The organism is Halobacillus sp. HZG1, from assembly GCF_035818575.1.
Taxonomy (GTDB): domain Bacteria; phylum Bacillota; class Bacilli; order Bacillales; family Halobacillaceae; genus Halobacillus; species Halobacillus litoralis.
In genome coordinates, this window is record NZ_JAYLVQ010000062.1 from 25,143 (window position 1) to 49,257 (window position 24,115).

The 24,115-nt window shown below is 44.9% G+C and carries 21 protein-coding genes; 11 read left to right on the plus strand and 10 right to left on the minus strand.

The features are described from left to right. The first annotated feature begins 6 nt into the window (after nucleotides 1-6). From VKA52_RS10860 to VKA52_RS10880, 5 genes are all read left to right on the plus strand, one after another. A complete protein-coding gene (locus VKA52_RS10860; protein WP_326315670.1) occupies nucleotides 7-690 on the plus strand; it encodes a response regulator transcription factor in 684 nt (227 codons plus the stop codon). After that, nucleotides 687-1,691 carry a sensor histidine kinase gene (locus VKA52_RS10865; RefSeq protein ID WP_326315671.1) on the plus strand — a complete coding sequence of 335 codons (1,005 nt, stop codon included), beginning with the start codon at nucleotides 687-689 and terminating at the stop codon, nucleotides 1,689-1,691. Before VKA52_RS10860 ends, VKA52_RS10865 begins: the two co-directional genes overlap by 4 nt. A 99-nt stretch (nucleotides 1,692-1,790) precedes the next feature. After that, nucleotides 1,791-2,552 carry an ABC transporter ATP-binding protein gene (locus VKA52_RS10870; protein ID WP_326315672.1) on the plus strand — a complete coding sequence of 254 codons (762 nt, stop codon included), beginning with the start codon at nucleotides 1,791-1,793 and terminating at the stop codon, nucleotides 2,550-2,552. Further along, on the plus strand, nucleotides 2,542-4,485 hold the full coding sequence (locus tag VKA52_RS10875) for an ABC transporter permease (RefSeq protein WP_326315673.1): 1,944 nt from the start codon (nucleotides 2,542-2,544) through the stop codon (nucleotides 4,483-4,485). The genes VKA52_RS10870 and VKA52_RS10875 overlap by 11 nt, the downstream gene beginning before the upstream one ends. A gap of 61 nt (nucleotides 4,486-4,546) precedes the next feature. After that, nucleotides 4,547-5,167: an NUDIX hydrolase gene (locus VKA52_RS10880; RefSeq protein WP_160910574.1), complete on the plus strand. Its 621-nt coding sequence runs from the start codon at nucleotides 4,547-4,549 to the stop codon at nucleotides 5,165-5,167. Nucleotides 5,168-5,241: 74 nt separating this feature from the next. Here VKA52_RS10880 and VKA52_RS10885 read toward each other — a convergent pair whose 3' ends face one another. After that, complete coding sequence (locus tag VKA52_RS10885) at nucleotides 5,242-6,150, minus strand: hypothetical protein (protein ID WP_326315674.1); 909 nt, start codon at nucleotides 6,148-6,150, stop codon at nucleotides 5,242-5,244. A gap of 313 nt (nucleotides 6,151-6,463) precedes the next feature. Between VKA52_RS10885 and VKA52_RS10890 the strand changes: the two genes are divergently transcribed. Next, nucleotides 6,464-7,924 carry a DASH family cryptochrome gene (locus VKA52_RS10890; RefSeq protein ID WP_326315675.1) on the plus strand — a complete coding sequence of 487 codons (1,461 nt, stop codon included), beginning with the start codon at nucleotides 6,464-6,466 and terminating at the stop codon, nucleotides 7,922-7,924. Between the two features lie 15 nt (nucleotides 7,925-7,939). Here the strand turns inward: VKA52_RS10890 and VKA52_RS10895 are convergent, their stop codons facing one another. Continuing rightward, nucleotides 7,940-8,632, minus strand: coding sequence for an LppM family (lipo)protein (locus tag VKA52_RS10895; RefSeq protein ID WP_326315676.1), 693 nt, complete (start codon nucleotides 8,630-8,632; stop codon nucleotides 7,940-7,942). A 239-nt stretch (nucleotides 8,633-8,871) separates the two neighbouring features. On the opposite strand from VKA52_RS10895, the gene VKA52_RS10900 reads away from it, so the two are divergent. Beyond that, a complete protein-coding gene (locus tag VKA52_RS10900; RefSeq protein ID WP_160910570.1) occupies nucleotides 8,872-9,213 on the plus strand; it encodes a hypothetical protein in 342 nt (113 codons plus the stop codon). Between the two features lie 55 nt (nucleotides 9,214-9,268). On the opposite strand, the gene VKA52_RS10905 is transcribed toward VKA52_RS10900, so the two are convergent. Next, nucleotides 9,269-9,637 carry a hypothetical protein gene (locus VKA52_RS10905; protein WP_160910569.1) on the minus strand — a complete coding sequence of 123 codons (369 nt, stop codon included), beginning with the start codon at nucleotides 9,635-9,637 and terminating at the stop codon, nucleotides 9,269-9,271. A 196-nt stretch (nucleotides 9,638-9,833) separates the two neighbouring features. Here VKA52_RS10905 and VKA52_RS10910 point away from each other — a divergent pair, with 196 nt between their 5' ends. After that, complete coding sequence (locus tag VKA52_RS10910) at nucleotides 9,834-11,333, plus strand: esterase/lipase family protein (RefSeq protein WP_326315677.1); 1,500 nt, start codon at nucleotides 9,834-9,836, stop codon at nucleotides 11,331-11,333. 76 nt (nucleotides 11,334-11,409) lie between these two features. Here VKA52_RS10910 and VKA52_RS10915 read toward each other — a convergent pair whose 3' ends face one another. The 6 genes from VKA52_RS10915 to VKA52_RS10940 form a co-directional block, all read right to left on the minus strand. After that, a complete protein-coding gene (locus VKA52_RS10915; RefSeq protein WP_326315678.1) occupies nucleotides 11,410-12,861 on the minus strand; it encodes a glycoside hydrolase family 32 protein in 1,452 nt (483 codons plus the stop codon). Nucleotides 12,862-12,864: 3 nt separating this feature from the next. After that, entirely contained in the window at nucleotides 12,865-13,821 is a 957-nt protein-coding gene (locus VKA52_RS10920; RefSeq protein ID WP_326315679.1) for an aminoimidazole riboside kinase, read from the minus strand. Nucleotides 13,822-13,922: 101 nt separating this feature from the next. Beyond that, nucleotides 13,923-15,296, minus strand: coding sequence for a sucrose-specific PTS transporter subunit IIBC (locus VKA52_RS10925; protein WP_326315680.1), 1,374 nt, complete (start codon nucleotides 15,294-15,296; stop codon nucleotides 13,923-13,925). 205 nt (nucleotides 15,297-15,501) lie between these two features. After that, nucleotides 15,502-16,332 carry a PRD domain-containing protein gene (locus VKA52_RS10930; RefSeq protein ID WP_326315681.1) on the minus strand — a complete coding sequence of 277 codons (831 nt, stop codon included), beginning with the start codon at nucleotides 16,330-16,332 and terminating at the stop codon, nucleotides 15,502-15,504. Between the two features lie 86 nt (nucleotides 16,333-16,418). Then, nucleotides 16,419-17,003, minus strand: coding sequence for a hypothetical protein (locus VKA52_RS10935; RefSeq protein WP_326315682.1), 585 nt, complete (start codon nucleotides 17,001-17,003; stop codon nucleotides 16,419-16,421). Further along, the gene (locus VKA52_RS10940) at nucleotides 16,933-17,163 is read right to left on the minus strand and encodes a hypothetical protein (RefSeq protein ID WP_326315683.1); all 231 of its coding nucleotides are present in this window, start codon (nucleotides 17,161-17,163) and stop codon (nucleotides 16,933-16,935) included. Before VKA52_RS10940 ends, VKA52_RS10935 begins: the two co-directional genes overlap by 71 nt. Nucleotides 17,164-17,549: 386 nt before the next feature. Between VKA52_RS10940 and ahpC the strand changes: the two genes are divergently transcribed. The 3 genes from ahpC (at nucleotide 17,550) to VKA52_RS10955 (ending at nucleotide 21,812) form a co-directional block, all read left to right on the plus strand. Then, nucleotides 17,550-18,113 (plus strand): alkyl hydroperoxide reductase subunit C, encoded by a 564-nt coding sequence (ahpC, locus tag VKA52_RS10945; RefSeq protein ID WP_146814671.1) that lies wholly within the window; start codon nucleotides 17,550-17,552, stop codon nucleotides 18,111-18,113. A 14-nt stretch (nucleotides 18,114-18,127) separates the two neighbouring features. After that, nucleotides 18,128-19,663, plus strand: a complete 1,536-nt coding sequence (ahpF, locus tag VKA52_RS10950; RefSeq protein ID WP_326315684.1) for an alkyl hydroperoxide reductase subunit F — start codon at nucleotides 18,128-18,130, stop codon at nucleotides 19,661-19,663. A 271-nt stretch (nucleotides 19,664-19,934) separates the two neighbouring features. Further along, nucleotides 19,935-21,812 carry an LTA synthase family protein gene (locus VKA52_RS10955; RefSeq protein WP_326315685.1) on the plus strand — a complete coding sequence of 626 codons (1,878 nt, stop codon included), beginning with the start codon at nucleotides 19,935-19,937 and terminating at the stop codon, nucleotides 21,810-21,812. A gap of 201 nt (nucleotides 21,813-22,013) precedes the next feature. On the opposite strand, the gene VKA52_RS10960 is transcribed toward VKA52_RS10955, so the two are convergent. Next, nucleotides 22,014-24,011, minus strand: a complete 1,998-nt coding sequence (locus VKA52_RS10960) for an acyltransferase family protein (RefSeq protein ID WP_326315686.1) — start codon at nucleotides 24,009-24,011, stop codon at nucleotides 22,014-22,016. Nucleotides 24,012-24,115 lie beyond the last annotated feature (104 nt).

Below are 24,115 nucleotides of genomic sequence, written 5' to 3' on the forward strand. Positions count from 1 at the left end.
TCCCTATTGTTCAAATTGCTGTTAATTGAAGATGACCATACGCTTTTTCATGAAATGGTCGAGCGTTTGTCTCAGTGGTCCTATGATGTTCATGGTATCCCTGATTTCAGCCGGGTGATGGATGTATTTACGCATGTAGATCCCCATCTTGTCATCATCGACATTCAGCTCCCGAAGTTTGACGGTTTCCACTGGTGCCGGATGATCCGGGAACATTCCAACGTCCCCATCATCTTCCTTTCTTCCAGGGATCACCCGACAGACATGGTGATGTCGATGAACCTGGGTGCGGACGACTTCATACAAAAGCCGTTCCACTTTGATGTGCTGGTCGCAAAAATACAGGCGATTCTACGTCGGGTTTATAACTACAACACCGATCAGAATGAATTGAAAACGTGGCTTGGTGCCACCATAGATTATGAACGGAACCGCATCTCGAATGATGGCGGCACGGTTGACCTCACAAAAAATGAAATGCTCATCTTAAAACAGCTGATTGAGAAAAAAAGCAAAATTGTCAGCCGTGAAGAAATCATCCAGCGTTTGTGGGAAGACGAACGATTTGTCAGTGACAACACGCTTACTGTCAACGTCAATCGCCTGCGTAAAAAGCTTGCAGATCTCGGTCTTGGTGATGCCATTGAGACGAAGGTCGGCCAAGGGTATGTGGCGAGGGATGATTCATGATCCGAAAATTCCTGATCGAACGAATCAGCTGGATTCTTCTCATCGTCACCCTTCAACTGCTCGCCCTGTTCGTTGCGTTCGTTGATCAGACCGTACCGCTCTCTTCCATGCTCTACTACATATTGTTATCAGGACTTCTGGTCGTTCTTTTCCTTTTCATCCGCTACCGTAAAGAAACTCGATTTTATACTGAAATCGAGGAGCGGGACAATGACCTCGATTTGACGACATTCCCTGAAGCTGATAGCCCTTTCGAAGCGGTCATCGAGACAAATGTACGTGATCAAATGGAACAGTTGAAGCAGGAATCATCCCGTAACCAGAGTTTACTCGAACAGGAAAAGGACGAGCTTTTATCATGGATCCATGAAGTGAAAACACCGATGACGGCGATGCGGTTGATCATCGATCGCATCGACGATTTCAAACTGAAGTCCCAGCTGACTTTTGAATGGATGCGTATCCACCTGCTCCTTGATCAGCAGCTGCATCAGAAACGGATCCCTTTTATCGAAAACGACCTTTATATTGAAGAAGTGGAGCTTGAACCACTGTTGTTTAATGAAATTAAATCGCTCCGGTCATGGTGTATGCAAAAAGGGATCGGCTTTGAAATTGATCTTCAAGCGGAAACGGTGCTGACGGATGCGAAATGGCTCGCATTCATATGCAGACAACTGATGACGAATGCGATTAAATACAGCGAGGAATCGGAAATTACCATCTCAAGTACAGAAGAAGTCGGGCGCGTGAAGCTTATCATTCAGGATGAGGGGCGCGGTATCGATCCGAGGGATCTCTCACGCATCTTTGAAAAAGGGTTCACTTCAACGACAGCCCACCAGGATCAAGCGGCGACTGGTATGGGGCTCTATCTGACGGACCAGATCAGGAAAGCGTTGAAGATCGACATTGATGTGCAATCCGAACTCGGAAGAGGAACAACATTCATCCTCCTGTTCCCGGAACCGAATGAATTTACGAAGCTCAGAAGCATGTGACAAAACTGTCACATGCTTCCGTCATTTTGTTAGATGAATCGAAGGAAAAAAATTTCGAGTGGTTCTACAATAAAGTCATAGCATGAAGGGGGTAACGAAATGAGTTTACTAGTCGCACGAAAGATTCATAAAAGTTACGGAAACAAATTTATGAAACAACATGTCTTGGAGGGTATTGATCTTTCCATCCAACGCGGGGAGTTCGTCACGATCATGGGCGCATCGGGATCAGGGAAAACAACGCTCCTTAACGTTTTATCCTCCATTGACCGCGTCAGTCACGGAACAATTTCCATAGATGGACAGGAGATCACAGGGCAAAAGGATAAGAAACTCGCTGAATTCCGAAAACATCATCTCGGCTTTATTTTTCAAGAGTACAATCTGTTGGATACTCTTACGGTCAAAGAGAACATCCTTCTGCCTCTATCGATTTCCAAAGTGTCCAAAAAGGAGGCGCAGGCGAAATTTGAGGCGGTAGCGAAGGAACTGGGCATTGAAGACATCCAGAATAAATACCCGAATGAAATCTCAGGTGGGCAGAAGCAGCGGACCTCGGCTGCACGGGCCTTCATCCATGAACCAAGCATCATCTTCGCTGATGAGCCGACGGGAGCACTCGATTCCAAGTCGGCCTCCGACCTTTTAGATAAACTGAGTGAAATGAATGTGAAGCGTCAAGCAACGATCGCGATGGTCACCCACGACCCTGTCGCCGCCAGCTACAGCAGCCGTGTCATTTTTATCAGAGACGGACAGATCTATACGCAGCTCAATAAAGGCGACCAGACGAGACAGACGTTCCTGAAGGACATTATGAAGACCCAGGGCGTCCTCGGCGGTGTTCAATATGACCATTAATCAACTGATTTTCCGCAACTTGAAAAAGAACCTGAAAAACTATTATCTCTATGTATTTGCACTCATATTCAGTGTCGCGTTGTACTTTTCATTCGTCACCTTACAGTATGACCCCTCCATGAGTCAGGATGGATCGGTCAAAGGTGAAGCGGCAGTCAGAGTCGCCTCTATTCTGCTGATTGCGATCGTGGCTATCTTTCTACTGTATGCCAATGCGTTGTTCATTAAACGAAGAAGTCAGGAAATCGGCTTGTTCCAGCTGATCGGCATGACGAAAAACCGCATCGCCCGTATTTTAGGCATCGAGAACTTGATCATATATTTCGGATCGCTGGCCGTCGGGATTTTTATCGGTTTTGCCATATCCAAATTGATCCTGATGAGTTTCTTTCGTGTCGTCGGTGTGAATGAAATCGCTGAGCTCAATTTTTCCACCCAGGCCTTTTTCCAGACGCTGATCGTTTTTGCCGGAATCTATCTCGTCATCATGGCGACGAACTATCTGTTCATTCACAGACAATCGATCCTTTCTCTTTTCCGTGTAACTTCAAGCGCACAAGGAAAAGTGAAAAAGCTGTCGGTCTGGGAACATCTAATGGGCATACTCGGCATCGGGTTGATTGCATCCGGGTATTATCTATCCTCCCAGCTGTTCGAGGGAAGCATTACAACGATCAACGGATTTTACCTGGCGATGCTTTATATTCTAGGGTCCGTCATCATAGGAACGTATTTTTTGTATAAAGGATCGGTCCGCTTCGTCTCCAATTTGATACGAAAAAATAAAAACGGCTACTTGAACATCAACGAAGTCCTGTCCTTGTCGTCCGTCATGTTCCGGATGAAGTCAAACGCCTTTTTGCTCACAGTAATTACGACGGTGTCCGCACTAGCAATCAGTTTACTTTCGCTTATGTATATCTCCTACTATTCGGCAGAGAAACTGGCTGAGACGACCGTGCCGGATGATTTTTCCATCATTGAACCTGAAAAGGCGGATGCCTTTATGGACCGTCTGGAAGGAGAAGGGATTGCCTACACAGAAAAACCAATTCCCGTATACGAAGCAGAATTCAACGTCAAAGACATCCTCGATGCAAATTTGGAAGAGTTGAACTTCAACACCGAACAGACGACCTTCTCCGTCATCAGTGAAGTCCATACAGACGGAATCGAACTCGATGAAGGGGAAATGAAACTCACCGGTTACACGGATTTGATGCAGTCCTTTATCTCTCTTCATGATGAAGGAAATGTACAAATCTTATTGGACGGAAACTGGCGCGAACTGGAATATCGAGGGCTCGAAGAAGAATACTTGCTCTCTTCCTATTACGTTGCAGGCGGCCTTCCAATCGGAGTCGTTGATGAGGCATTATTTGAAGAGCTGAGTCAGAACTACAACCCTGAAATCCAGACAAAATCCACGCTCTATACAGGAGTGAACCTCGAAGATTCCAGTAAACAAGAAGAGGCTTACGAAATATTTGCTGATATGGGGCTGGATGAAGGAAGAGAAAATGGCTCTCAGTGGCATAGTGCGATGTCGCAGAAACAAAACATGGGGCTCGTCATGTTCATCGTCGGCTTCCTCGGGCTCACCTTCCTGATTACATCCGGTTGTGTGCTTTACTTCAAACAGATGGATGAAGGCGAAGACGAAAAGGGCAGCTATACGATTTTAAGAAAACTCGGATTTACCCGTGGCGACCTTTTACGAGGAATTCAAGGGAAACAGTTATTTAACTTCGGTATCCCTTTATTGATTGGACTCTTGCACAGCTACTTTGCCGTCAAGTCGGGCTGGTTCTTTTTCGGGACCGAATTATGGACACCGATGCTGATTGTCATGGGGCTTTACACCGCTTTCTATTCCATTTTCGGAATGCTGTCTGTGCTTTATTACAAAAAAATCATTAAAGAGGCGCTCTGATGAGTGCCTCTTTTCTATTCCGAAGAATGTTCTGGTATAGTAAAAAGACGAGGTGAAAACTATGGACGCAAAAACCATTTTTGAGACAGTGAAAAAACACAAGCCCTCTGTTCTTGGACACGAACAGTTCCGTAAGTTCGCTGTCCTTTTACCAATTATCGAAAAAAACAATGAGCTTCATGTCGTATTCGAAGTGCGTTCCCATCAGCTGAGAAGACAACCGGGGGAGATTTGTTTTCCAGGTGGAAAAATTGACCCCGAGGACCCTTCTGCAGAAGAAGCGGCAATCCGTGAAACGGAAGAAGAATTAGGCGTGAAATCAGGGCAGTTCACAGAAGTCCATCCGCTCGACTACCTGATTTCACCTTTCGGTATGATCGTCTACACATTTGCAGGATATTTGAATGTGAGCGAAGGTGACCTTGTCCGTAACCCTGATGAAGTCCGTGAAGTGTTTACCGTGCCGCTTTCCTTTTTCATGGAAAATGGGCCGCGCATTCACTACGTCCACTTCGAAGCACAGCCGGAAGCGAATTTCCCATTCGATTTGATTCCCGGCGGAGAAGAATACAACTGGCGGACGCGTCAGCTTGAGGAATACTTTTATATATACGGTGATAAAGTGATTTGGGGGATGACAGCAAGAATCCTTTCCCATTTCGTGGATATTCTGAAAAAATAAATCCTTCAGCCTGTTTATCTACAGAAAAACAGGCAGTAAAAAAAAGCTCTGCGTCATGACGCAGAGCTTTTTCATTACCGGAAATCTTCATCATTCATTTTAATGAAACCTATAACCGTTCCCATGGTCTTCCCTTTGAAGTTGTCAGGTACCGACTCCCCTTTAGGGTTCGCATAATACAGCGCGTCTTTCTCCTCACTATAGCCAAAGCCTAAAGCGGTCAGGGATGTTTCCAATTCCTGAGGGATCTCCTCCATGCCTGTCTGATTTTTATAATAATCTGTCGGATAAATCCAAACATCTACATCATCTGCTCCTGTATGGACGACAAACAAATCATGCTCATAACGTGAAATCCACTGATTTTTCGAGAAAAGAGCAACTCCTGTACCTTCAAGTCCCGATATGCCCGATAAATTAATTCCAAAAATGGCATTAATCATCGTGCGCATCTCCTCTCCGGTCATTCTCCCATTATAGGTCTCCCAGTATAAGTCCATCACCTCTACCTTTGCCATATCAATGATCGCTTCGTCACTGACTTGCTCCTCCAGCGCTTCTCTTACTCTTTGAAGCACGTCATCAGAGTAGGTACTTGTCTGTTTTCCAACACCCAGTTCAGAAACCGCTTCAAGGTCAATGCCGAACACACCATCGACGATCGCACGGATTTCACTCGGTCTCACTTTTTTGTTGTTACGATCTAAGTATAAATCCATAGCCTCGACTTTACTCAATGATTGAATCTTAACTAAAGCATCCGAAAAAGGAAGCGGTCCTTCTGCCTTTTTACGAAGCTGTTTATAAAGGCCGTTTGTGACCTCTTCTGAATACTTCAAATCCTCCGCCTGCTTCAGCTCGTGCTTCCAGCTTTTCGCCTCTACCCCTCCTGGTCCAACAGTACAAGCCCCTAAGATGAAAAGAGACAATACTGTCATCATGGTCATCGATTTCTTCTTCTTTTTCTTCAACCACTTGAACATTGTGTACCCTCCATGACTGTTTTGCTGCGGGTTCTCAATGTAGACGCCGGGGATGTGACAGGATTCTGGAAAAGCTTCGTCTACGCTGCTCTTATCTATTTTTACTATAATGTTATTGTCGAATAAAGGAAAGCGATAACTTAATCTTTTACAAACTTTTCAAAATTCTCAATGAGAAAGGGACCACTAAGGGAAGGTGTCACTCTATGTTATTCGTTTCCACATGGCGTACATTTGGCGGTTGTTGGAGCCGATTATAAGTTTATCGCTCCATCACAGAGGGGGTACACTAGACAAAAAAGGAGGCGATTGAATGGAATCCTGCGTCATCGTCTGGTTCCGTAACGATTTACGCGTGCACGACCACCGCCCATTGTTACGCGCCTCTGCCCAAGGACTTCCGGTTCTCGCTGTTTACGTATTTGATCAAACCTTATACCGAAAGCTTCCCTATGGATTTCCGAAAACCGGTAGACACCGTGCTCAATTCATCAGGGAAAGTGTGGCAGACTTGCGGCGGAACTTAATTCAATTAGGTGTGCCCCTCCTCGTGAGGCATGGCGCTCCTGAAGAAGTTTTCACATCCATATCAAAGAGTTTCAATATACAACAGGTGTTCCTCCATGAAGAGATCGGCAGTGAAGAAATTTCCGTTGAGCGAGAAGTCCGTGAACGACTTCCGCATACCACCTTTACCGTTGACCACGGCCATAACCTCTATCCACCAAAAGACCTGCCCTTTAACACCAGCGAACTCCCAGACACCTTTTCACAATTTCGTAAGGTTTTAGAAAAAAGTGGTGTACCAGGTCTTACAGAAATATCCATACCGGCATCTGTGCGTGGTGTAACTTTGCCTTCGGATTTTCCTGAAGGGGAGATTCCTACTTTGCGGGAGCTTGGTTTAGGGGAGTTGGACCGGCCTCCTCGTTACCCTGGAGGATCGTCTAAAGCCAAAGAACGTCTGCTTCATTATATTTTCAATGCCGACCGGCTGAGGGTCTACAAGAAGACGAGGAATGGGATGCTGAGGGAAGATGACTCCTCTAAATTTTCCCCCTACCTTGCGAACGGATGTCTGTCCCCAAAGGTCGTCCTTGACCAGATTCGCACCTATGAAAAGAAATACGGAAAAAATGAGTCCACGTACATGCTTTACTTTGAACTGTTATGGCGTGATTACTTTCATCTGGTGCACCGTAAATATGGCGATCAAATTTTCCATGCTGCGGGGATTAAAAAAGCACGTATTCCCTGGCATGACGACCAAGAGCTTCTGGTCCGCTGGATGGATGGCACGACTGGGTACCCACTCGTCGACGCCGCTATGAGAGAACTGAAGAAAACAGGATTTATGTCCAACCGCGCAAGGCAGAACGCCGCCAGCTTTTTCACAAAAAATCTCGGATTGGATTGGCGCATCGGGGCGGCGTGGTTTGAATCGCAACTGGTGGATTATGATGTTGCCAGCAACTACGGAAACTGGCTTTATATCGCAGGAGTAGGAAATGATGCTGTGCCTTTCCGAGCGTTCAATGTAGAAAAGCAGTCCCTCGACTACGATTCAGATGGTTCCTATTTGCACCACTGGGTGCCTGAATTAAGGGAGCTTTCAGCACCATGGATCCATCAGCCTAGAGAGATGGGGATGATTGAACAGGAACAGTACGGAGTTATTCTGGGAGAAGACTATCCGCTGCCCGTTGTAGATTTGTACGAATCCATGAAAAAAAGAAAACAAGAATTTGCCCAAGCACAAAAAAACTCCCGTTAATCCGGGAGTTTTTTTCTATTTGCGGCGTTGTTTTCGAATGAGAAAGAAGACCAGACCTAAGACGATGATTGCTGCAACCGCTGCAATGATGATATTTTTCACATTCGGCACAACCATCTCCACCATCATGTTCGTTTCTCCGGCTGCCCGGATGTCCCATTGCAAAACGTCGCCATCCACACGATCCGCATTATGTGACTTCGGTTTTATAGGAAGGTCAAGGGTGAACGTAAGATCCAACTGATCGGCCACGAGTGACTGCATGCCTCCGATGACACCTGAATTGGACAGGTCAAGCGCTGCCTCTACTTTATAGGTCTTAGTGAAAATCCCGCCTTCTGTCGTCATTTCAACAGGAACATCGCCGATTGCAGGCGAAACACCTGCTTCTTTCATACCAGTGGACACAGGCAGTACTTCCATCTCCTGTACATCCTCAAAGTGCTTTTTGGCCCGAAAACCAGTGAAGCCATTCTTCTTATAGGATTCCACTTCGTAACCTTTTGACTCAAGCTCCTCAGTAACGGAATCCATCATATTTTCAGCACGGTCTCCGAAGCGACTCAACGTTTCTTCTTCGACGCCTGCCGTAATCGTATGTTCGCCGCTTCCATCTTTATCGATCTTCAATTTCAGATCCCCTTCCACGCACGCCGTTAGAAAAGTGAGCAAAAGGATCACGGCTAAAACATGTCCTGTTTTCCTCAAGGTGGACGCCTCCTTCATCTGAATGATATGTAAGCAAACGTTCTTTCATTGGTAAATTCCAAATGCAGCTATACGTTCCTGCCTTTTATTGATATATTCTCTGTTGAATGGAGATATCCTCAAAATGGGGGAATATCTGAACTGGTATGACTGGTCTGCCTTCATTTTACCATGATATAGAAAGTATCACCTGCATGTTTACAACCCTGGTGGAAAAGATAAACGCAGGAGGGATCATCATGAACGATTTAACTATTGAGGAATTCAATCAGCGCTTGCAACAATGGCAGGGAGAAGACATACGCATACAGAAACACGAACTACGTGATGAAGATACCATCACCATGAACCTTGATCATATCTCATATGAGACCCACACACGCCGGCTGGACGATTACACCCCCATGCATGCCCTATACTTACATGGCCAAGGTCAAACAGAAACCGATGCGCAAAGCGCCCAGCCGCTACCATCCGCCTATTATGAAATTCCCCTGGAGGATTCGACTCGATACCAGTATTTGAACGACCGCTTCACTTTGGAAACCTCACGAGGGACTTACACCATTGAAAAAGAATAAAGCAAAAGGACGTCTTTTAGTAGAGGCGTCCTTTTTTCAGGTCGTTCTTTGTATTCTAAAATTTAAACCCGATCACCACTAAGTCAACGGCATCTACGCCAGAGCCGTTTTCTGCTTCCGCTTTAATTCCAAGGCCGATCCCCGGAACATTATAGGTACGGTTGAACCTTTCTCCCGGATAAACCGTAATCTGATCGAGGGTCAAAAAACTGACCTGATTGACTTTCATAAGTAACTTGAACGTGACGGCTCCCTCTGAGACCACCCGGTTTCCTCCAGCCACCCGGATCGTATAAAAAGGGCTGACATCGATGCCCGCCGGATATTCTTCCGTCAAATCGACCGTTTGTCCTTCCTCGACGACCTGCCCGCCTGGTTCTGTGACGAAAAGAAGACGGTTTCCTGAAGTGATTCTGTGGGACATCCTCATTCCTCCCCCATTTACTCATGGTATATCCTATGTGAGCCAACTAGAAAGCGGAAGGTCTAAGAAACATATTTCAACAAAACTTCCCATTTTCCAAATGGAGGAAATGAACTTCCAGCACCGAATGGTATAAAAGGAGACACCTCACAGATCACGTTCACGACTCCCAAAAACTTTTTAAAGGAGACAATCAATGCTTAATTTTAAGAAGTGGTTCATCGTTTTCACAGCCTTTTTTCTCTCCGTACCATCTGTCAGTTTAGCTGGGTCGATTAAGGATGGTACCTCGGGTAACCCAGGTGAATGGTATGTCGGAGAAACTCCCTCTACAATCGCTGCTAACTCACACCCCATTCTTTTTGTACACGGATTGAACAGCTCCTCAGACACTTGGTATGTGAACAATAATATGTACACAACCGCCTACCAAAACGGGTACGAAACAGCTTTCATCGACCTTAATGCTGGCAAGAGCATGTGGGATAACGGCGCCCTTTTAGCAGAAAAGGTCAAGGAGATTTATAATTACTTCGGTGAAAAAGTTGTCGTCGTCGCCCATAGTAAAGGCGGGGTGGATACCCAATCTGCCCTCGTCCATTACGGTGCCGATCCGTATATCGAACGTGTCATTACATTATCTTCCCCTCATCGGGGCTCACAACTTGCAGACCTTGCTTACAGCAGCTGGGCGGGGTGGCTTGCCGGCATCATAGGAAGTAAAAATGATGGGACCTACTCGCTCCAAACCGGCTATATGGATTATTACCGCTCCGTTACCGATAATCAGGCCAATGTGTACAATACTCCTTTTTACACATTCGGTGGCACGAAATGGGGCAGTTTCGGAAGCGCTCTCTATTGGGGTGGTCTTTATTTAAGCTCCTATGGAAGTAATGACGGCGCTGTCACTGTCCAAAGCTCCCGCCTTCCTTATGCTACTGAAATTAGTGTAGGAAGATGGGATCACACGACCATCAAAGAAGGGTCGTCCACCTTTAACCTCTTTAAAGATTATCTGAATGAAAGTATGGCCTATTCGCCTTCTATAGCAAGCTTCGAGACAGCTGCCGCCACGGAAGAAGTGGAGACTTCTGCCGGGCATTACGTTACCGGTGGGGAATATGTGGGGACACACAAGGAAAGGATTGCGGTTGAAAAAGGAGTGTCATCGGTCACTTTCGACTGGATCAGTGACCATAAAGATACCTCCTTAACACTCCAATCACCGAGTAATAAAACGTATGCCGCCTTCGATGTAACGGCAGACGATACGGAATTTTTCGACGGGGCGTATCACCATAGCATCACCCTTAAAAATCCGGAATCCGGGAAATGGACACTCGAAACAAAAGCCGACCAAAAAGAAAGCTACCTCCTGAACACAGCCTTCGAAAGTCCCGTTGATGCCATGCTAAGTAGTGAAGTGGAAGGAAACCAAATGAAGGTGAAAGCAAACAAAAAGCTGAACGTCAACACCGATATGATCATCGAGTACTATGATAAAAATGGGAAGTTGAAAGAGAAGAAGATGCAGGCCAAGAAGAATGGGAAAGACTTTAAGATTCCAAGTCTTGGGGAAGGGGTCTATAACATGACCATTGACGTGAAAGGAACCTACGATGGTACTCCTCTCGAACGCACCATCATCCAGTCCGTTTATATCGACGACAAAGGAAAACTGTACACCCCATAACCAAAAAAGACGGCCCACATATCGCGGGCCGTCTTTTTACTTTTATTGGTGTACCAGGTCATACAGATAATGGAAGTTAAAACACTTTCCCTAAATCCCATTTTTTGAGGTTGAGGGATGTTTTGCCTGATGCAGTGAATTGGATCCTGTCGTTGTTGGGTGCTGGGTAGAAGCGGGCGGTAAAGACCTGGGCGCCTCCGTTAACAAACACTTCTACAGATGATGTATCGATAAAGACGTGCATGTCCTTCAAGTCAGCAACTTCTGTCTGTCGCTTCTCAACGACACCATTGACGTAACTTTCTCGTTCCAATGTGAAAATTCTTTGCTCACGGGAATAAACGAGACGTGCAGCACCTCCGGCTTCAAGGGCGAACCAACCTTCAGAAACATCGATATCTTCAAGTTTAAGCTCTACGGCTTTACCTTTGACACCGTCCACCACAAGCGTCTCCTGGTTAATCTGAACTTCATGTTCCACCACACCACCATTACGCAATTCCTCAAGTTCCGCTACCGGTGTTTGATAGACTCGTCCATCCACGAGCTTCATCTCACGCGGAAGGGTCATATTATGGAGCCACTGATGCTTTATGGTTGGGTGCTCCTGTTCATCCTGGTCCGGCACGCTCATCCAGCCGAACATCATCCGGCGGCCGTGTTCATCTTCCGTCGTCTGCGGTGCATAAAAGTCAAAACCGTGATCCAGCTCATAAAAATCACCATGCTCATAAGCTCCATTCTGAGACTCAAACGTTCCGACCACATATCCTGCCTGATAGACGTTCTGATATTTCATCCCTTCAGGTTCCAGCCCTTGAGGTGAAAAAACAAGGACATCCCCTCCGTCCAGCTCAAACAAATCCGGGCATTCGAACATATAGCCGAACTGGGCAAGACGTCCTTCTCCCCCGCCGGCTAAGACACCCATATGGGTCCACTCACGTAAATCCTCACTTCGAAGCAGGGCAACTGCCCCTTTTAAATCTTCCGTCTGAGCGCCGACGACCATAAAGTAAGAACCATCCTGCCCCCACACTTTCGGGTCCCGGAAATGTGCCGTGTACCCTTCCGGCAGGTGTACAACCGGCCCTTTTTTATCAAAATGAATGCCGTCCTTGGACACAGCAAGGCATTGATACGACTCGCGATTGCCTTCCTCATCCTTCACATTCCCTGTGTAAAAAGCATAAAGCTCGCCATTATGCTCAATCGCAGATCCTGAATAACAGCCATTTTTCTCAAACCATTCAGAGGGCGTAAGAGCAATATCTTCATGTTTCCAGTTGACGAGATCCTCGGACGAATAATGACCCCAGTACTTTGCCCCATGACCGGTTTTGAAAGGCATCCACTGATAAAACAAATGATAGGTCCCGTTCCACTGAATCCAGCCGTTTGGATCATTCAACAAACCGACGGGTGGCATGATGTGATAGTGCAGACGATAAGGGTCCGATTTCACAAGGTTCTGGTACTTTTCCACTTCTTCAAAGGCGGACCGGCGCAATTCCTGATCTTTACTCATCACTTACTCGCCTGCCTCTTCAAGGTGTTTCATCACTTCTTCCTTTGTTGGAAGGGCCGTCATCGCACCTTTCGTCGATGCCGCGAGCGCCCCGGATACGCTTGCGAATCTCGCCATCTTCACTGCTTCCGGTAGTGTGATGGCAGCGATATCGCCTTCATACTCATTCAAGGAGTACAACATACCCGAAACAAACGCATCGCCAGCGCCTGTCGTATCGACCGCTTTCACTTTCATTGCAGGGACATGCTGTATTCCATCAGATGTGCACACATAGTTGCCTTCTCCACCCATCGTAATCAGGGTCAAAGGAATGTCGTAACCCGCAAGCTTTTCAAGCCCACGCTCAATGTCCGTTTCGCCTGTGATGAATTCCAGTTCTTCCTCCGATATTTTCAAAAGGTCTGCTTCTGAAAGCATCGACTGAATCGTCTCTCTCGCTTGTTCCTCTGAGTCCCATAGAGGGAGGCGTAAGTTCGGATCATAGGAGACGACCATCCCTTTTTCTTTCGCCAAGGAAACCGCATGGCGCGTCGCCTCTTTGACCGTCTCACCAATCATGGAGATCGAACCGAAGTGAAGCACTTTATGGGTATCGAAATCTGAAACGTCGATCTCCCCCGCTTCCAGGAACTGATCGGCACTCGGATGGATGTAAAAGTCAAAGCTTCGTTCCCCGTCCTCGGCATTCGTTACAAAAACAACGCCAGTCCTGACCTCCGGCGTCAGAAACATACGGTGGGTCTGCACCCCATAGTCTGTCAGCGTTTTTTTCATAAATCGACCGAGCACGTCATCGCCGACTTTCCCTAAGAATGTAGACGTCGCCCCAAGTCTCGCGACACCGACAGAAACGTTCGCCGGCGCTCCTCCTGGACTCTTTTGATAGTTCGTATTGTCTTGATCTAACGGGATAAAATCGATCAATGCTTCCCCAAGCGAAATGACACCTTTTTTCATCATTCATCCTCCTCAAAAATATTCTCTAGCTATATTATCTTTCATTCACCAATGCAAAACAAATCCTTACCAGCCGTAAGACTAGTAAGGATCCGCTGCTATTATTTCGTATCTTCATTCCATCCGAGCAGAAGCGTCGCAATGATGGATCCACCGATTGCAATTAAACAGCCGATTCCATAATTAATTGGGTCCTGGGCAATCGCGAACATCGGTAAACCAGTCAGACCGATTCCGTTCGCCATCACTTTTGTGAACACAACATAAGCGCCACCCAGCGCACCACCAATGGCCGCTCCGATGAACGGACGACGGTACTTCAAGTTCACACCGAAAATCGCAGGTTCCGTAATTCCAAGAAAAGCAGAGATACCTGCCGGAAGAGCAATCTCTTTCGTTTTCTTGCTTTTCGTCTTGAAGAAGACCGCAATCGTCGCTCCCCCTTGAGCTACGTTCGCCATCGCCCAAATCGGAAGCAGGTAGTTTCCGCCAACATTCAACAGTTCTGCTTCAATGGCGTGGAAACTGTGGTGCACCCCTGTCAGTACAATCGTGGAATATAAACCACCGAAGATCAGTCCGGCAATCGGACCAGCCGTGTCATACACCACGCCGAGCACGGAAGTCAGGCCATTACCAAGCGTACGACCAAGTGGACCTACGACAAGCAAAGCAACAAAACCTGTGAAAATAACCGTTAAGAACGGTGTAAGCAATAGATCAATGGCATTCGGAACAACCTTACGGAAGGCTTGTTCCATTTTCGCCATCACATAAACCGTCAATAGAACAGGGATAACCGTCCCTTGATATCCAAGCATTTCTACACCAAAGCCTAGGAAATCCAGTGTTTCCGGCTGAGCATCAGAAAGTCCCCACGGATTCAAAAGGTTTGGGTGGGTCATAATTCCACCGATAACGGCACCTAAATACGTGTTCCCTCCAAATTCCTTCGCAGCACTAAAACCGATTAAGATCGGTAGAATGATGAAGGAGGCAGATGAGAACATATCAAGCATGACGAACATGCCGCTCTCTGGATCCACCCAGTTGTATGTGTTCATCAGGCCGAGCAGACCCATCAACATACCCGCAGCAACGATCGCCGGGATAATTGGAACGAATATGTTCGAAAGCGTCCGGGCAAAACGCGCCAGTGGGTTCATTTTACTTTTCGCCGCATCCTTGTGAGACACGGATTTATCATTTTCCTCTTCTTCCACTGAAGCCCCTACCATTGGACCGAAATGGGTGAATACTTTGTTGACGGTTCCTGTACCAAAAATGATTTGGAACTGACCGGAACTTGAAAACGCCCCTTTGACCCCATCGAGTTCTTCAATGGCTGCTTTATCGATTTGACTCTCATCGTCAATGACGAGCCGTAAACGTGTGGCACAGTGAGTGGCGCTGACTACATTATCCTTGCCACCGAGCAACGAAACTAATTGTTCAGCTACTTCTTTATGATTCATAATCCTTCCTCCTTGTCATTTTTCAGAAAATAAAAAAGACCTAAAACGCGCACAGTGTGGGTAGGTCATTCGCATACACGAGTCACCTAGCCAACTCTACACATTTTAGGTCTTGCCTGCTTTACCAGTAACAATCCTGCTTTATTCAACTTTGAACAACTTCATTCTAACCAATGAAAACGCTATCGTCAATCCCTTAATAAAATTAATTTACATTCAAAAGCCGCTGAATATGCAAAGCAATGTAGGCAATTTCAGAATTTGGAAAATCAACCCCATACTCTTCCTTTAAAAAGCCTGCCACCTTCTCTGATGTTTCATAAGCTTCCTTATATTTCGTTTGAATCAGCTCCAACATATCTTCATCAATCGGTTCGAAGTTGCTGCCCTCTTCCACACGATTCAACGCAAAGCGAAGATGGGTGATTAAACGTTGATAGTTGATGCTCGTCTCTTCGATGGTAAGTCCAGCAATCGCTTCGACCTGCTCAACAATATCACGCAAAATGGTCGCCGTCTGCAACGATTCACTCATCGACGGCGCATCCATTTTGGCGGTATGAACGTGAAGGGCAATGTGCGCGACCTCATCCATTGGAACTTCTACACCAAGCTCGCGCTTAATCTCTTCTTTCGCCCACATCCCGACCTCGAATTCTTTCTTATATAAAAACTTAATTTCATTTGTCAATTTGTTCTGGATCGGAAACCCTTGCTCCAGGCGTTCCAACGCAAACGACAAATGGTCGGTGAGCGCGATATGGATATGATCATTTAAAGGGGCTTCTAAATATCCTTCCGCATGACTGATGATTCGCTCAGCCACTTCAATATGCTTTTCCGGTAACGTGGATAATAGTTGTTGGAACTTTTCTGAGGACTGGTCTCGTAAGAGGAAGATCTTCTCGATTTTATTTTTCGGTACAATATCATTCCGCTTCTTTTGAAAAGCGACGCCCTTCCCCATGACGATCTTCTCCTGTGGACCATCATAAACAACGACCGCGTTGTTGTTCAGAATTCTGAAAATGCGCATAGTAAGCTCCTCCGCTCAAATGGTTACTCCTTCAATACTACCACGAAGAGAGTCTTCTATGACACAGGAATGGGTGATGAGTAAAATTAGGGGCTCTTAAGAGGAGAAGAAGGTGTGGTTTTTTCTAAAATTATACGTTCCATTTGTAAAGCAATGGAGAGGACATGGACGAATCCCTCAAGCACGGGCGATTCTACCAGCTCCTTTTTATAATGGTATAAAAGCGGCCGGGCTATTTCTTTACTCACTTCTGGGTCAAAACAATAGAAGCCGGTAACTGGAAAATAGAGAGCATCTCCCATTGGAATGAGCGTACCTACGGCGATGCTGCCTTGTTCAGGCTCCTTCACCTTTCTATCGATAAGGACCACATCCACCGTTTCATCTGTCATCATATCCACAGCTGCAAAAGCATTGGCTCCGAACTTTTCTCCGATATAGTAGAGTTTAGGAGTCGCTTTCTCCCATTCTCCAAGCCATGATTTCATCAAAGGGTTTTGCTTTAAACCTTGCTTCCGTTCACCACAAAAATCTTCCACAAAGCTTACGCTCTCATTTTCAGAAACATCATAGAGGACCCTCCACCAAAATAAGTTCAACTCAAGCACGAGGCGTTTGTCTTCCGGGGGATCGTGATCCTCCACGAACTCCATCAATAACGGTCGGTACACTTCCCCCCACCCTGTCCACTATAAATGAAACAAATTCATTGTATAGCTCAGGCAAAAATGCATCCACGACTTCTTCTGTTAACGGTTGTCCATGACGAAAAGGAGCCGTCTGTTTGGAAGGCTGCGCAAAAGTCACTACCTTTCTCTTATCCTCGGTCATTCTCATCCTCCTCTTTATTAGACTGCTTATATACGATTCGACACCATCTGCCAATCCCCTGTATTTCCCTTCCATCCTTTACATAACCCGAACAAAAGAAAAAAGATGTTTACATGAAATTATTTCCTCAATATGATTCTATATTAAATGAAAATCGGGAAGGCTAATTACTAAACCCTTTCTCAATTTCTTGTTACACTAGAAAACGTGAGAAATTTTTGTATAATCATTCTCATTCAGCTAGCTGATATTAAATTTCGACAGATTTTTGTCTTTGTTGACAAATACTCGATTTTATATAATAATAGCTACTGAATTAGAATTATTATAAAAAGCTGCAACATCACAGCAGCTAATCAAACATACTTTACAGGAGGAATTCTACTATGGCTCTAATCGGTAAAGAAGTACAACCATTCCAGGCGAAAGCATTCAAAAACGGTGATTTCGTTGACGTATCAGAACAAAACTTCAAAGGACAATGGAGCGTTGTCTGCTTCTACCCAGCTGACTTCTCTTTCGTTTGCCCAACAGAACTTGAAGATCTACAAAACAACTATGATGCACTAAAAGAACTAGGTGCTGAAGTTTACTCTGTTTCTACAGATACTCACTTCGTACACAAAGGCTGGCACGATGCTTCTGAAAAAATCAACAAAATCACTTACTCCATGATCGGTGACCCTTCTCAGCAGATCTCCCGTCAATTTGACGTTCTGAATGAAGAAGATGGACTAGCTGAGCGCGGTACATTCATCATCGATCCAGATGGCGTTATCCAAACAGTAGAAATCAATGCTGGCGGAATCGGCCGTGATGCAAGCAGCCTGATCGGCAAAATCAAAGCAGCTCAATATGTACGCAACAATCCTGGCGAAGTTTGCCCAGCAAAATGGGAAGAAGGCGAAGAAACACTAACACCAAGCCTTGACCTAGTCGGCAAAATTTAAGGAGTGGAAAATAAATGGTTCTCGATGCACAAATAAAAGCACAATTAGAAGAGTATCTAAAGCTTTTAGAAGGTGACATCGAACTGAAAGTCAGCGCGGGGGACGATAAGGTCTCCCGTGACATGCTGGCTCTCACGGATGAGCTTGCATCCATGTCACCGAAAATCACAGCACAAAACACAGAATTAAAACGCACACCAAGCTTCAGCGTGAACCGCCCTCAAGAAGAAACAGGCGTTACGTTTGCCGGTGTTCCGCTTGGTCATGAATTCACGTCCTTGGTTCTTGCTTTGCTGCAAGTGAGCGGTAGAGCTCCGAAAATCGATGATACGATGATCGACCAAATCACTAACATTTCCGGTGAGTTTCATTTCGAAACATATGTCAGCTTGAGCTGTCACAACTGCCCGGATGTTGTTCAGGCCCTGAATATCATGAGCGTGCTGAACCCGAACATTACGCACACGATGATTGATGGTGCGGCGTTTAAAGAAGAAGCAGAAGAGAAAAACATCATGGCTGTTCCTTCTGTACACCTTAACGGAGAATTCTTCAGTGGTGGACGCACGACGCTTGAAGAAATCGTTGCGAAAATCAGTGAAGGCCCATCTCCAGAGGAATTCACTAACCGTGAGCCATATGAGGTTCTTGTCATCGGTGGTGGCCCTGCAGGCGCAAGTGCAGCGATCTACTCTGCACGAAAAGGCATCCGTACCGGAATCGTTGCTGAACGATTCGGCGGACAAGTCCTTGATACGATGACAATTGAAAACTTCATCAGTGTGAAAAGTACAGAAGGTCCGAAGTTCGCGGCAAGCCTTGAAGAACACGTGAAAGATTATGAGATCGATATCATGAACCTTCAACGTGCGAAAAGCTTGCAGAAGAACGACGACAACTTGTTTGAACTTGAGCTTGAAAATGGCGGGGTGCTGAAAAGTAAAACCGTCATCATCTCCACAGGTGCACGCTGGCGTCAACTAGGCGTACCTGGTGAGGACGAGTACAAGAACAAAGGTGTCGCCTACTGCCCACACTGTGACGGACCATTGTTTGAAGGCAAAGACGTTGCCGTCATCGGCGGAGGAAACTCTGGTGTCGAAGCAGCGATCGACCTTGCCGGTATCGTGCAAAACGTAACTGTGCTGGAATTCGCAGACTCACTAAAAGCAGATGAAGTCTTACAAGAACGCTTGAACAGTCTTCCAAATGCTGAAGTGAAAACAAATGCTCAAACCAAAGAAATCACCGGTGATGACAATGTGAACGGAATCACATACATCGACCGTGAATCCGGGGAAGAGCAGCACATCGATCTTCAAGGTGTCTTTGTTCAAATCGGACTTGTACCGAACACCGAATGGATGGACGAATCTGTTGAAAAGAACCGCATTGGTGAGATCATCACAAATAAAAACGGGGCTACAAATGTGCCTGGTTTGTTTGCTGCTGGTGACGTCACCGACAGCCCGTACAATCAAATCATCATCTCTATGGGTGATGGTGCAAACGCGGCGCTTGGAGCGTTTGATTACTTGATTCGTAATTAATATAAAAAAAGAGGTAGAGGGAAACCCTCTACCTCTTTTTTTATATTAAGGAATTATAGATACGTTTGTATTCTCAATTTTCCCTAAGTATTTTCATTTAAAAAATAAAAGACAGATACAAAAGGAGGGCCGATGGTCACCTCCTTTTGTATCTGTCTTTTATTAAATCTCCCTTATCCCCTACACCTTTCCTCCTTTCGAAACGTTAAACTTTACAAAATATTTACATAAACTTAACATTTAGATAAACTAGTGTAGAGGTGTGTCTACTATGAAAGAATCATTTAAAAGATTTATAAAGAGTTACTTCTTCTTTTTTACAGTTGTCCTTACATTAAAGTTTATTCTTCTAAGGTACTGGCTCCTATACGACTTCAATCCTTTTGCAAGCTTATGGTTTGAAATGAGCCTGATCCTGATCGTTATGTCTATATTTGAATTAATTTTCAAACGCGGAAAGCTTGTTCTGTATATATTCCTTGATTTCCTTTTATCCGCATTGTTTGTAGGTATGCTTATTTATGAAAGATACTTCAGTACCATCCCTACCTATTATGATCTATCCCAGTTGAATCAGGTAGGCAGTGTAAATGAGAGTATGTGGATGCTCTTTGACAAAACAGACCTTATTTTCTTTTCAGATTTCCTCCTTCTTGTTGTTCTATGGTTTTTCTCAAGAAAGTGGTCTTACCCATCAATTAAAACCTCAAAATTAGCAATGACCGGTGTCCTGGTGATGAGTTTAATTGTGACCATAGTGAATTTCCAGATGAATAAAAGTGAAATGGTTTTGGATAATGCTTTATTTGCTAAGGAAAATGGATTTTTCCAAACCCAATTCATTCAGTATTACCATGAGAATTCAAAAAGTGAAACGGCCCTTGCCTTTACTGGTGAAGAACAAAATGTAACACTCAAACGCATCCAGGAACTGAAAGGTAATGATTATGTACCAATGAAGGAACACGAACATTTTGGGATTGCCAAAGACCGTAATCTTATCGTGATTCAAATTGAATCTCTTCAGGATTTCGTGATTGGAAAATCCATTAATGGCCAGGAAATCACACCGACGATTAATCAATGGCTTGAGGAAAGTCTATATTTCACCGATGTGTATCAACAAATTGGTTCAGGAAACACATCCGATGCGGAATTCTTGATGAACACGTCCCTGTATCCGCTTGGAAATCAAGCAACTACGGAGCAGGTAGGCGGCATGCAGCTTCCTTCCCTTCCGCGTATGCTGGGAAATCAAGGTTATCACTCTGTAACGATGCATGCAGATGATGTGACCTACTGGAATCGTGACGAACTGTACCCTGCTCTTGGGTTTGATGACTATTATGCAAAAGAATTTTATGGAGAAAAAGACACCGTTGGCTTTGGTCCTTCGGATGGTTTGTTTTACGAAAGATCTATGGATGCTATAAAAGAGATCTCTTCCAATCATAAGAATTTCTATGCTCATGTATTGAGTTTAACCAGCCATACTCCGTTCGAAATGCCAAAGGATAAAGAGGGACTCGATCTTCCTGCCGCTTATGAAGGTACATTGACCGGAAACTACATGCAGTCGGTCCATTATGCAGATCAAGCCCTGGGTGATTTTTTCCAAGAACTCAAAGATTCAGGGTTATGGGATAATTCTGTCATAGCCCTTTATGGAGACCATTCTGGTTTACACGGAAAATTACTGAAAAGTGAAGATCAGGATTTACTGGAAGACTTTATCGGTGATCGCTATTCGTTATTAAATCGCTTCAATATCCCGTTCATCGTAGGTGTGCCAGGAAAAGAGGAAGTGTCAGGAGTTGTAGATCATATTGGCGGACAAATTGATATGATGCCGACACTCCTTAACCTTTTGGGAGTTGAGCCGAATACCCTTTACTTCGGGCATAACCTCTGGCATTATTCCGATAACCTTCTGGGGATGCGCTATTACGTACCTACAAGCTCGTTCTTTAATAAAGATACATTCTTTATCGCTAAAAATAGTCGTTTCGATGAACGCATACTTGATTTAACATCGAATGAGAGGATTGAAAATGAGTTTGAGAACCCATCCTCGCAATTTGAAAGTGAACGTAAAGATATTCTTAAACTCCTTCAGTGGTCTGACGCCTACTTTGAAAGTTTAAGATGATTTATCCCGCTCCTCAATTAGAGGTGCGGGGTTGTTTTTTTTCACACGCATAAGTTCCTTCTATTTTAGAAGAGAACAAAACTTCTTGATATGAAGCGAATGCCCAAGACACTTGAAAGGTCATATATTATAAAACAAATGGAGTAACCGTGTTTTTTTATAAAAGAAGGCGGGTGAAATTCCACCCGCCTTGTCTAAGATTTATGATTTTTGGTCCACTTTTTCTAATACCTTTTGTAAGTGCTCCTCGACAGCTGGAGCGAGCGTTCTTGAATATATTGTACTCAGGTGGTGTTCGTCACGATAGACTATCACATTGCCTACGACTGGTTTACAAAGGTCTTCCCCGCAAAAGTATTCAGATAGATCAGCAAATGTTACATGATCCGGAATTCCATCGGTTTGCTCCCATGGAATCTCTTCCGATAGAGCTTCACTTCGTGGGACGGCACAGTCTTCGATATCATCTTTTTCATCCAAGCAAAGGGGCGCGTCTTTTTCCATCCGTGGATTATCACGAACGGCGAGGATTTCAGTTAATCCTTCAAGTTTTTCCCACTGTTTAATGTATCCTTCTGGAACATAAGGTTCACTATTAACTGTCGATGTTGTAAATACCACATCAGGAGGTTCCTCCATTAAGTCGTTTAAGACTTCTTCATTCCACTCCATACACGTTTCATTTAAAAGACCATCAAAATCATCCGCCGAGAAGCGGCAAGCATCTTTATTATATATATTGATTTGAAGATTCAAGTCATCCGATATTTCCTTTAGCGCTGGGAACCAGTGACCGGAATGTGAACCCCCAACAAGGGCAATCGTATAGTCGGGGTTTTCAGTTTCCCCCCTGGAACATGTCTTCATACCTTGCTCGCTCGTATAAGTGAAGCAATCGCGCGTGTCATAGAAGGCCGGCAATTCTTCCTGCACTTGGATCGTCGACGGGAATGGTTCTTTTCCAGCAGCCGGTTGAACATTATCAGATATCATACGCGCCCCAGGATAGTCCTCTACCTCATACGATTTACTTTGAACTTGACTGCTGTAAACCTCCCAGCCCAAATTGACAATAAGAACGGGAAGCATAAACACCGTCAAAGCCATCCCAATCCGCTTCTTGGATGTTTTAACACTTAAGCTCCGTACGGGGGTTTCAATGAAACGAACAGATAAATAAGCGAGAACACAAGTAATCATAATAATGCTAAGTCCCGCCAGCGTCGTAATTGTATCGGTGTCAAAGTAAGTATAATAGAAGATAAGCAATGGCCAGTGCCATAAATAAAAGCCATAGGATATACCGCCAAATTTAAGCAGCAGTTTTGAGCCAAGCAATCGATCCACACCAAAACCGCCACTGTTCTCGGCCGAAATGATAATTAGAATAACACCGGTTGTTGGCAAAAGCGCTACATAACCAGGAAAAACACTCGAAACCGGTAACACGATTCCAGTGAACACGATAATCGCAAGCCCCAGCCAGCCCATCACCACAGAGACAGTCTTTTTAAAAGAGAGATAAGGAATCAAAAGCGCCAACATTCCGCCAAGACTAAACTCCCAAACTCTAGCAAAGGTATCAAAGTACGCCCAAGGCTGATTAACAGCGGTTTTGTATATGGAATACGTGAAAGAAAACATAAACATCACTACGAGTACCCCGAGTAACGTCTTACGGACAGGGGTTTTCAAAAGCTTCCGGGCTATGTAATAGGCAATCATAATCACCAATGGCCATGTGATATAAAACTGACCTTGGATAGACAAAGCCCAAAAGTGTTGAAAAGGACTGGCCTGATTATTTTGGGATAAGTAATCGACAGAGCTGAAAGCCAGCTGCCAGTTTTGAAAATAGAAAGCAGATGAGAAACCTTCCGCAATAATCTGTTTCCACTGAGCTTCAGGCATAATCCAAATGGATCCAACCATAATGACTAAAATAACCGTAAACGCTACAGGGAAGAGTCTTCTCCCAAGTCCTAATAAATACTCTCCAATATGAATCCGTCCTTCTTTCACCATCTTCGATAACAAAGAAGTCGTAATCAAGTACCCGGAAACGATGAAAAAGACATCTACTCCGCCTGATACGGACCCTAGCCAAATATGATAAACCGCCACCAACAGTGCTGCAATTGCCCTTACTCCTTCGATTTCTGGACGAAATCTTTTTTCAGGTGCTCTTAAATCGTTCACTTGTACACTCTCCTTCTATCTTTCTATGGGACTGACTCAGACCCTGCGTTCTTTATGTACCTTGAACAATCTTAACATGGATTTACTAGATTCGTGCTTTTCCG

What these genes read in the sequence shown, in the direction of transcription:
- VKA52_RS10865 (WP_326315671.1), top strand. Translation starts at nt 687, where the DNA reads ATGATCCGAAAATTCCTGATCGAACGAATCAGCTGGATTCTTCTCATC.
- VKA52_RS10870 (WP_326315672.1), top strand. Translation starts at nt 1,791, where the DNA reads ATGAGTTTACTAGTCGCACGAAAGATTCATAAAAGTTACGGAAACAAA.
- VKA52_RS10875 (WP_326315673.1), top strand. Translation starts at nt 2,542, where the DNA reads ATGACCATTAATCAACTGATTTTCCGCAACTTGAAAAAGAACCTGAAA.
- VKA52_RS10880 (WP_160910574.1), top strand. Translation starts at nt 4,547, where the DNA reads ATGGACGCAAAAACCATTTTTGAGACAGTGAAAAAACACAAGCCCTCT.
- VKA52_RS10885 (WP_326315674.1), bottom strand. Translation starts at nt 6,150, where the DNA reads ATGTTCAAGTGGTTGAAGAAAAAGAAGAAGAAATCGATGACCATGATG.
- VKA52_RS10890 (WP_326315675.1), top strand. Translation starts at nt 6,464, where the DNA reads ATGGAATCCTGCGTCATCGTCTGGTTCCGTAACGATTTACGCGTGCAC.
- VKA52_RS10900 (WP_160910570.1), top strand. Translation starts at nt 8,872, where the DNA reads ATGAACGATTTAACTATTGAGGAATTCAATCAGCGCTTGCAACAATGG.
- VKA52_RS10905 (WP_160910569.1), bottom strand. Translation starts at nt 9,637, where the DNA reads ATGTCCCACAGAATCACTTCAGGAAACCGTCTTCTTTTCGTCACAGAA.
- VKA52_RS10910 (WP_326315677.1), top strand. Translation starts at nt 9,834, where the DNA reads ATGCTTAATTTTAAGAAGTGGTTCATCGTTTTCACAGCCTTTTTTCTC.
- VKA52_RS10915 (WP_326315678.1), bottom strand. Translation starts at nt 12,861, where the DNA reads ATGAGTAAAGATCAGGAATTGCGCCGGTCCGCCTTTGAAGAAGTGGAA.
- VKA52_RS10920 (WP_326315679.1), bottom strand. Translation starts at nt 13,821, where the DNA reads ATGAAAAAAGGTGTCATTTCGCTTGGGGAAGCATTGATCGATTTTATC.
- VKA52_RS10925 (WP_326315680.1), bottom strand. Translation starts at nt 15,296, where the DNA reads ATGAATCATAAAGAAGTAGCTGAACAATTAGTTTCGTTGCTCGGTGGC.
- VKA52_RS10930 (WP_326315681.1), bottom strand. Translation starts at nt 16,332, where the DNA reads ATGCGCATTTTCAGAATTCTGAACAACAACGCGGTCGTTGTTTATGAT.
- VKA52_RS10940 (WP_326315683.1), bottom strand. Translation starts at nt 17,163, where the DNA reads ATGACCGAGGATAAGAGAAAGGTAGTGACTTTTGCGCAGCCTTCCAAA.
- ahpC (WP_146814671.1), top strand. Translation starts at nt 17,550, where the DNA reads ATGGCTCTAATCGGTAAAGAAGTACAACCATTCCAGGCGAAAGCATTC.
- ahpF (WP_326315684.1), top strand. Translation starts at nt 18,128, where the DNA reads ATGGTTCTCGATGCACAAATAAAAGCACAATTAGAAGAGTATCTAAAG.
- VKA52_RS10955 (WP_326315685.1), top strand. Translation starts at nt 19,935, where the DNA reads ATGAAAGAATCATTTAAAAGATTTATAAAGAGTTACTTCTTCTTTTTT.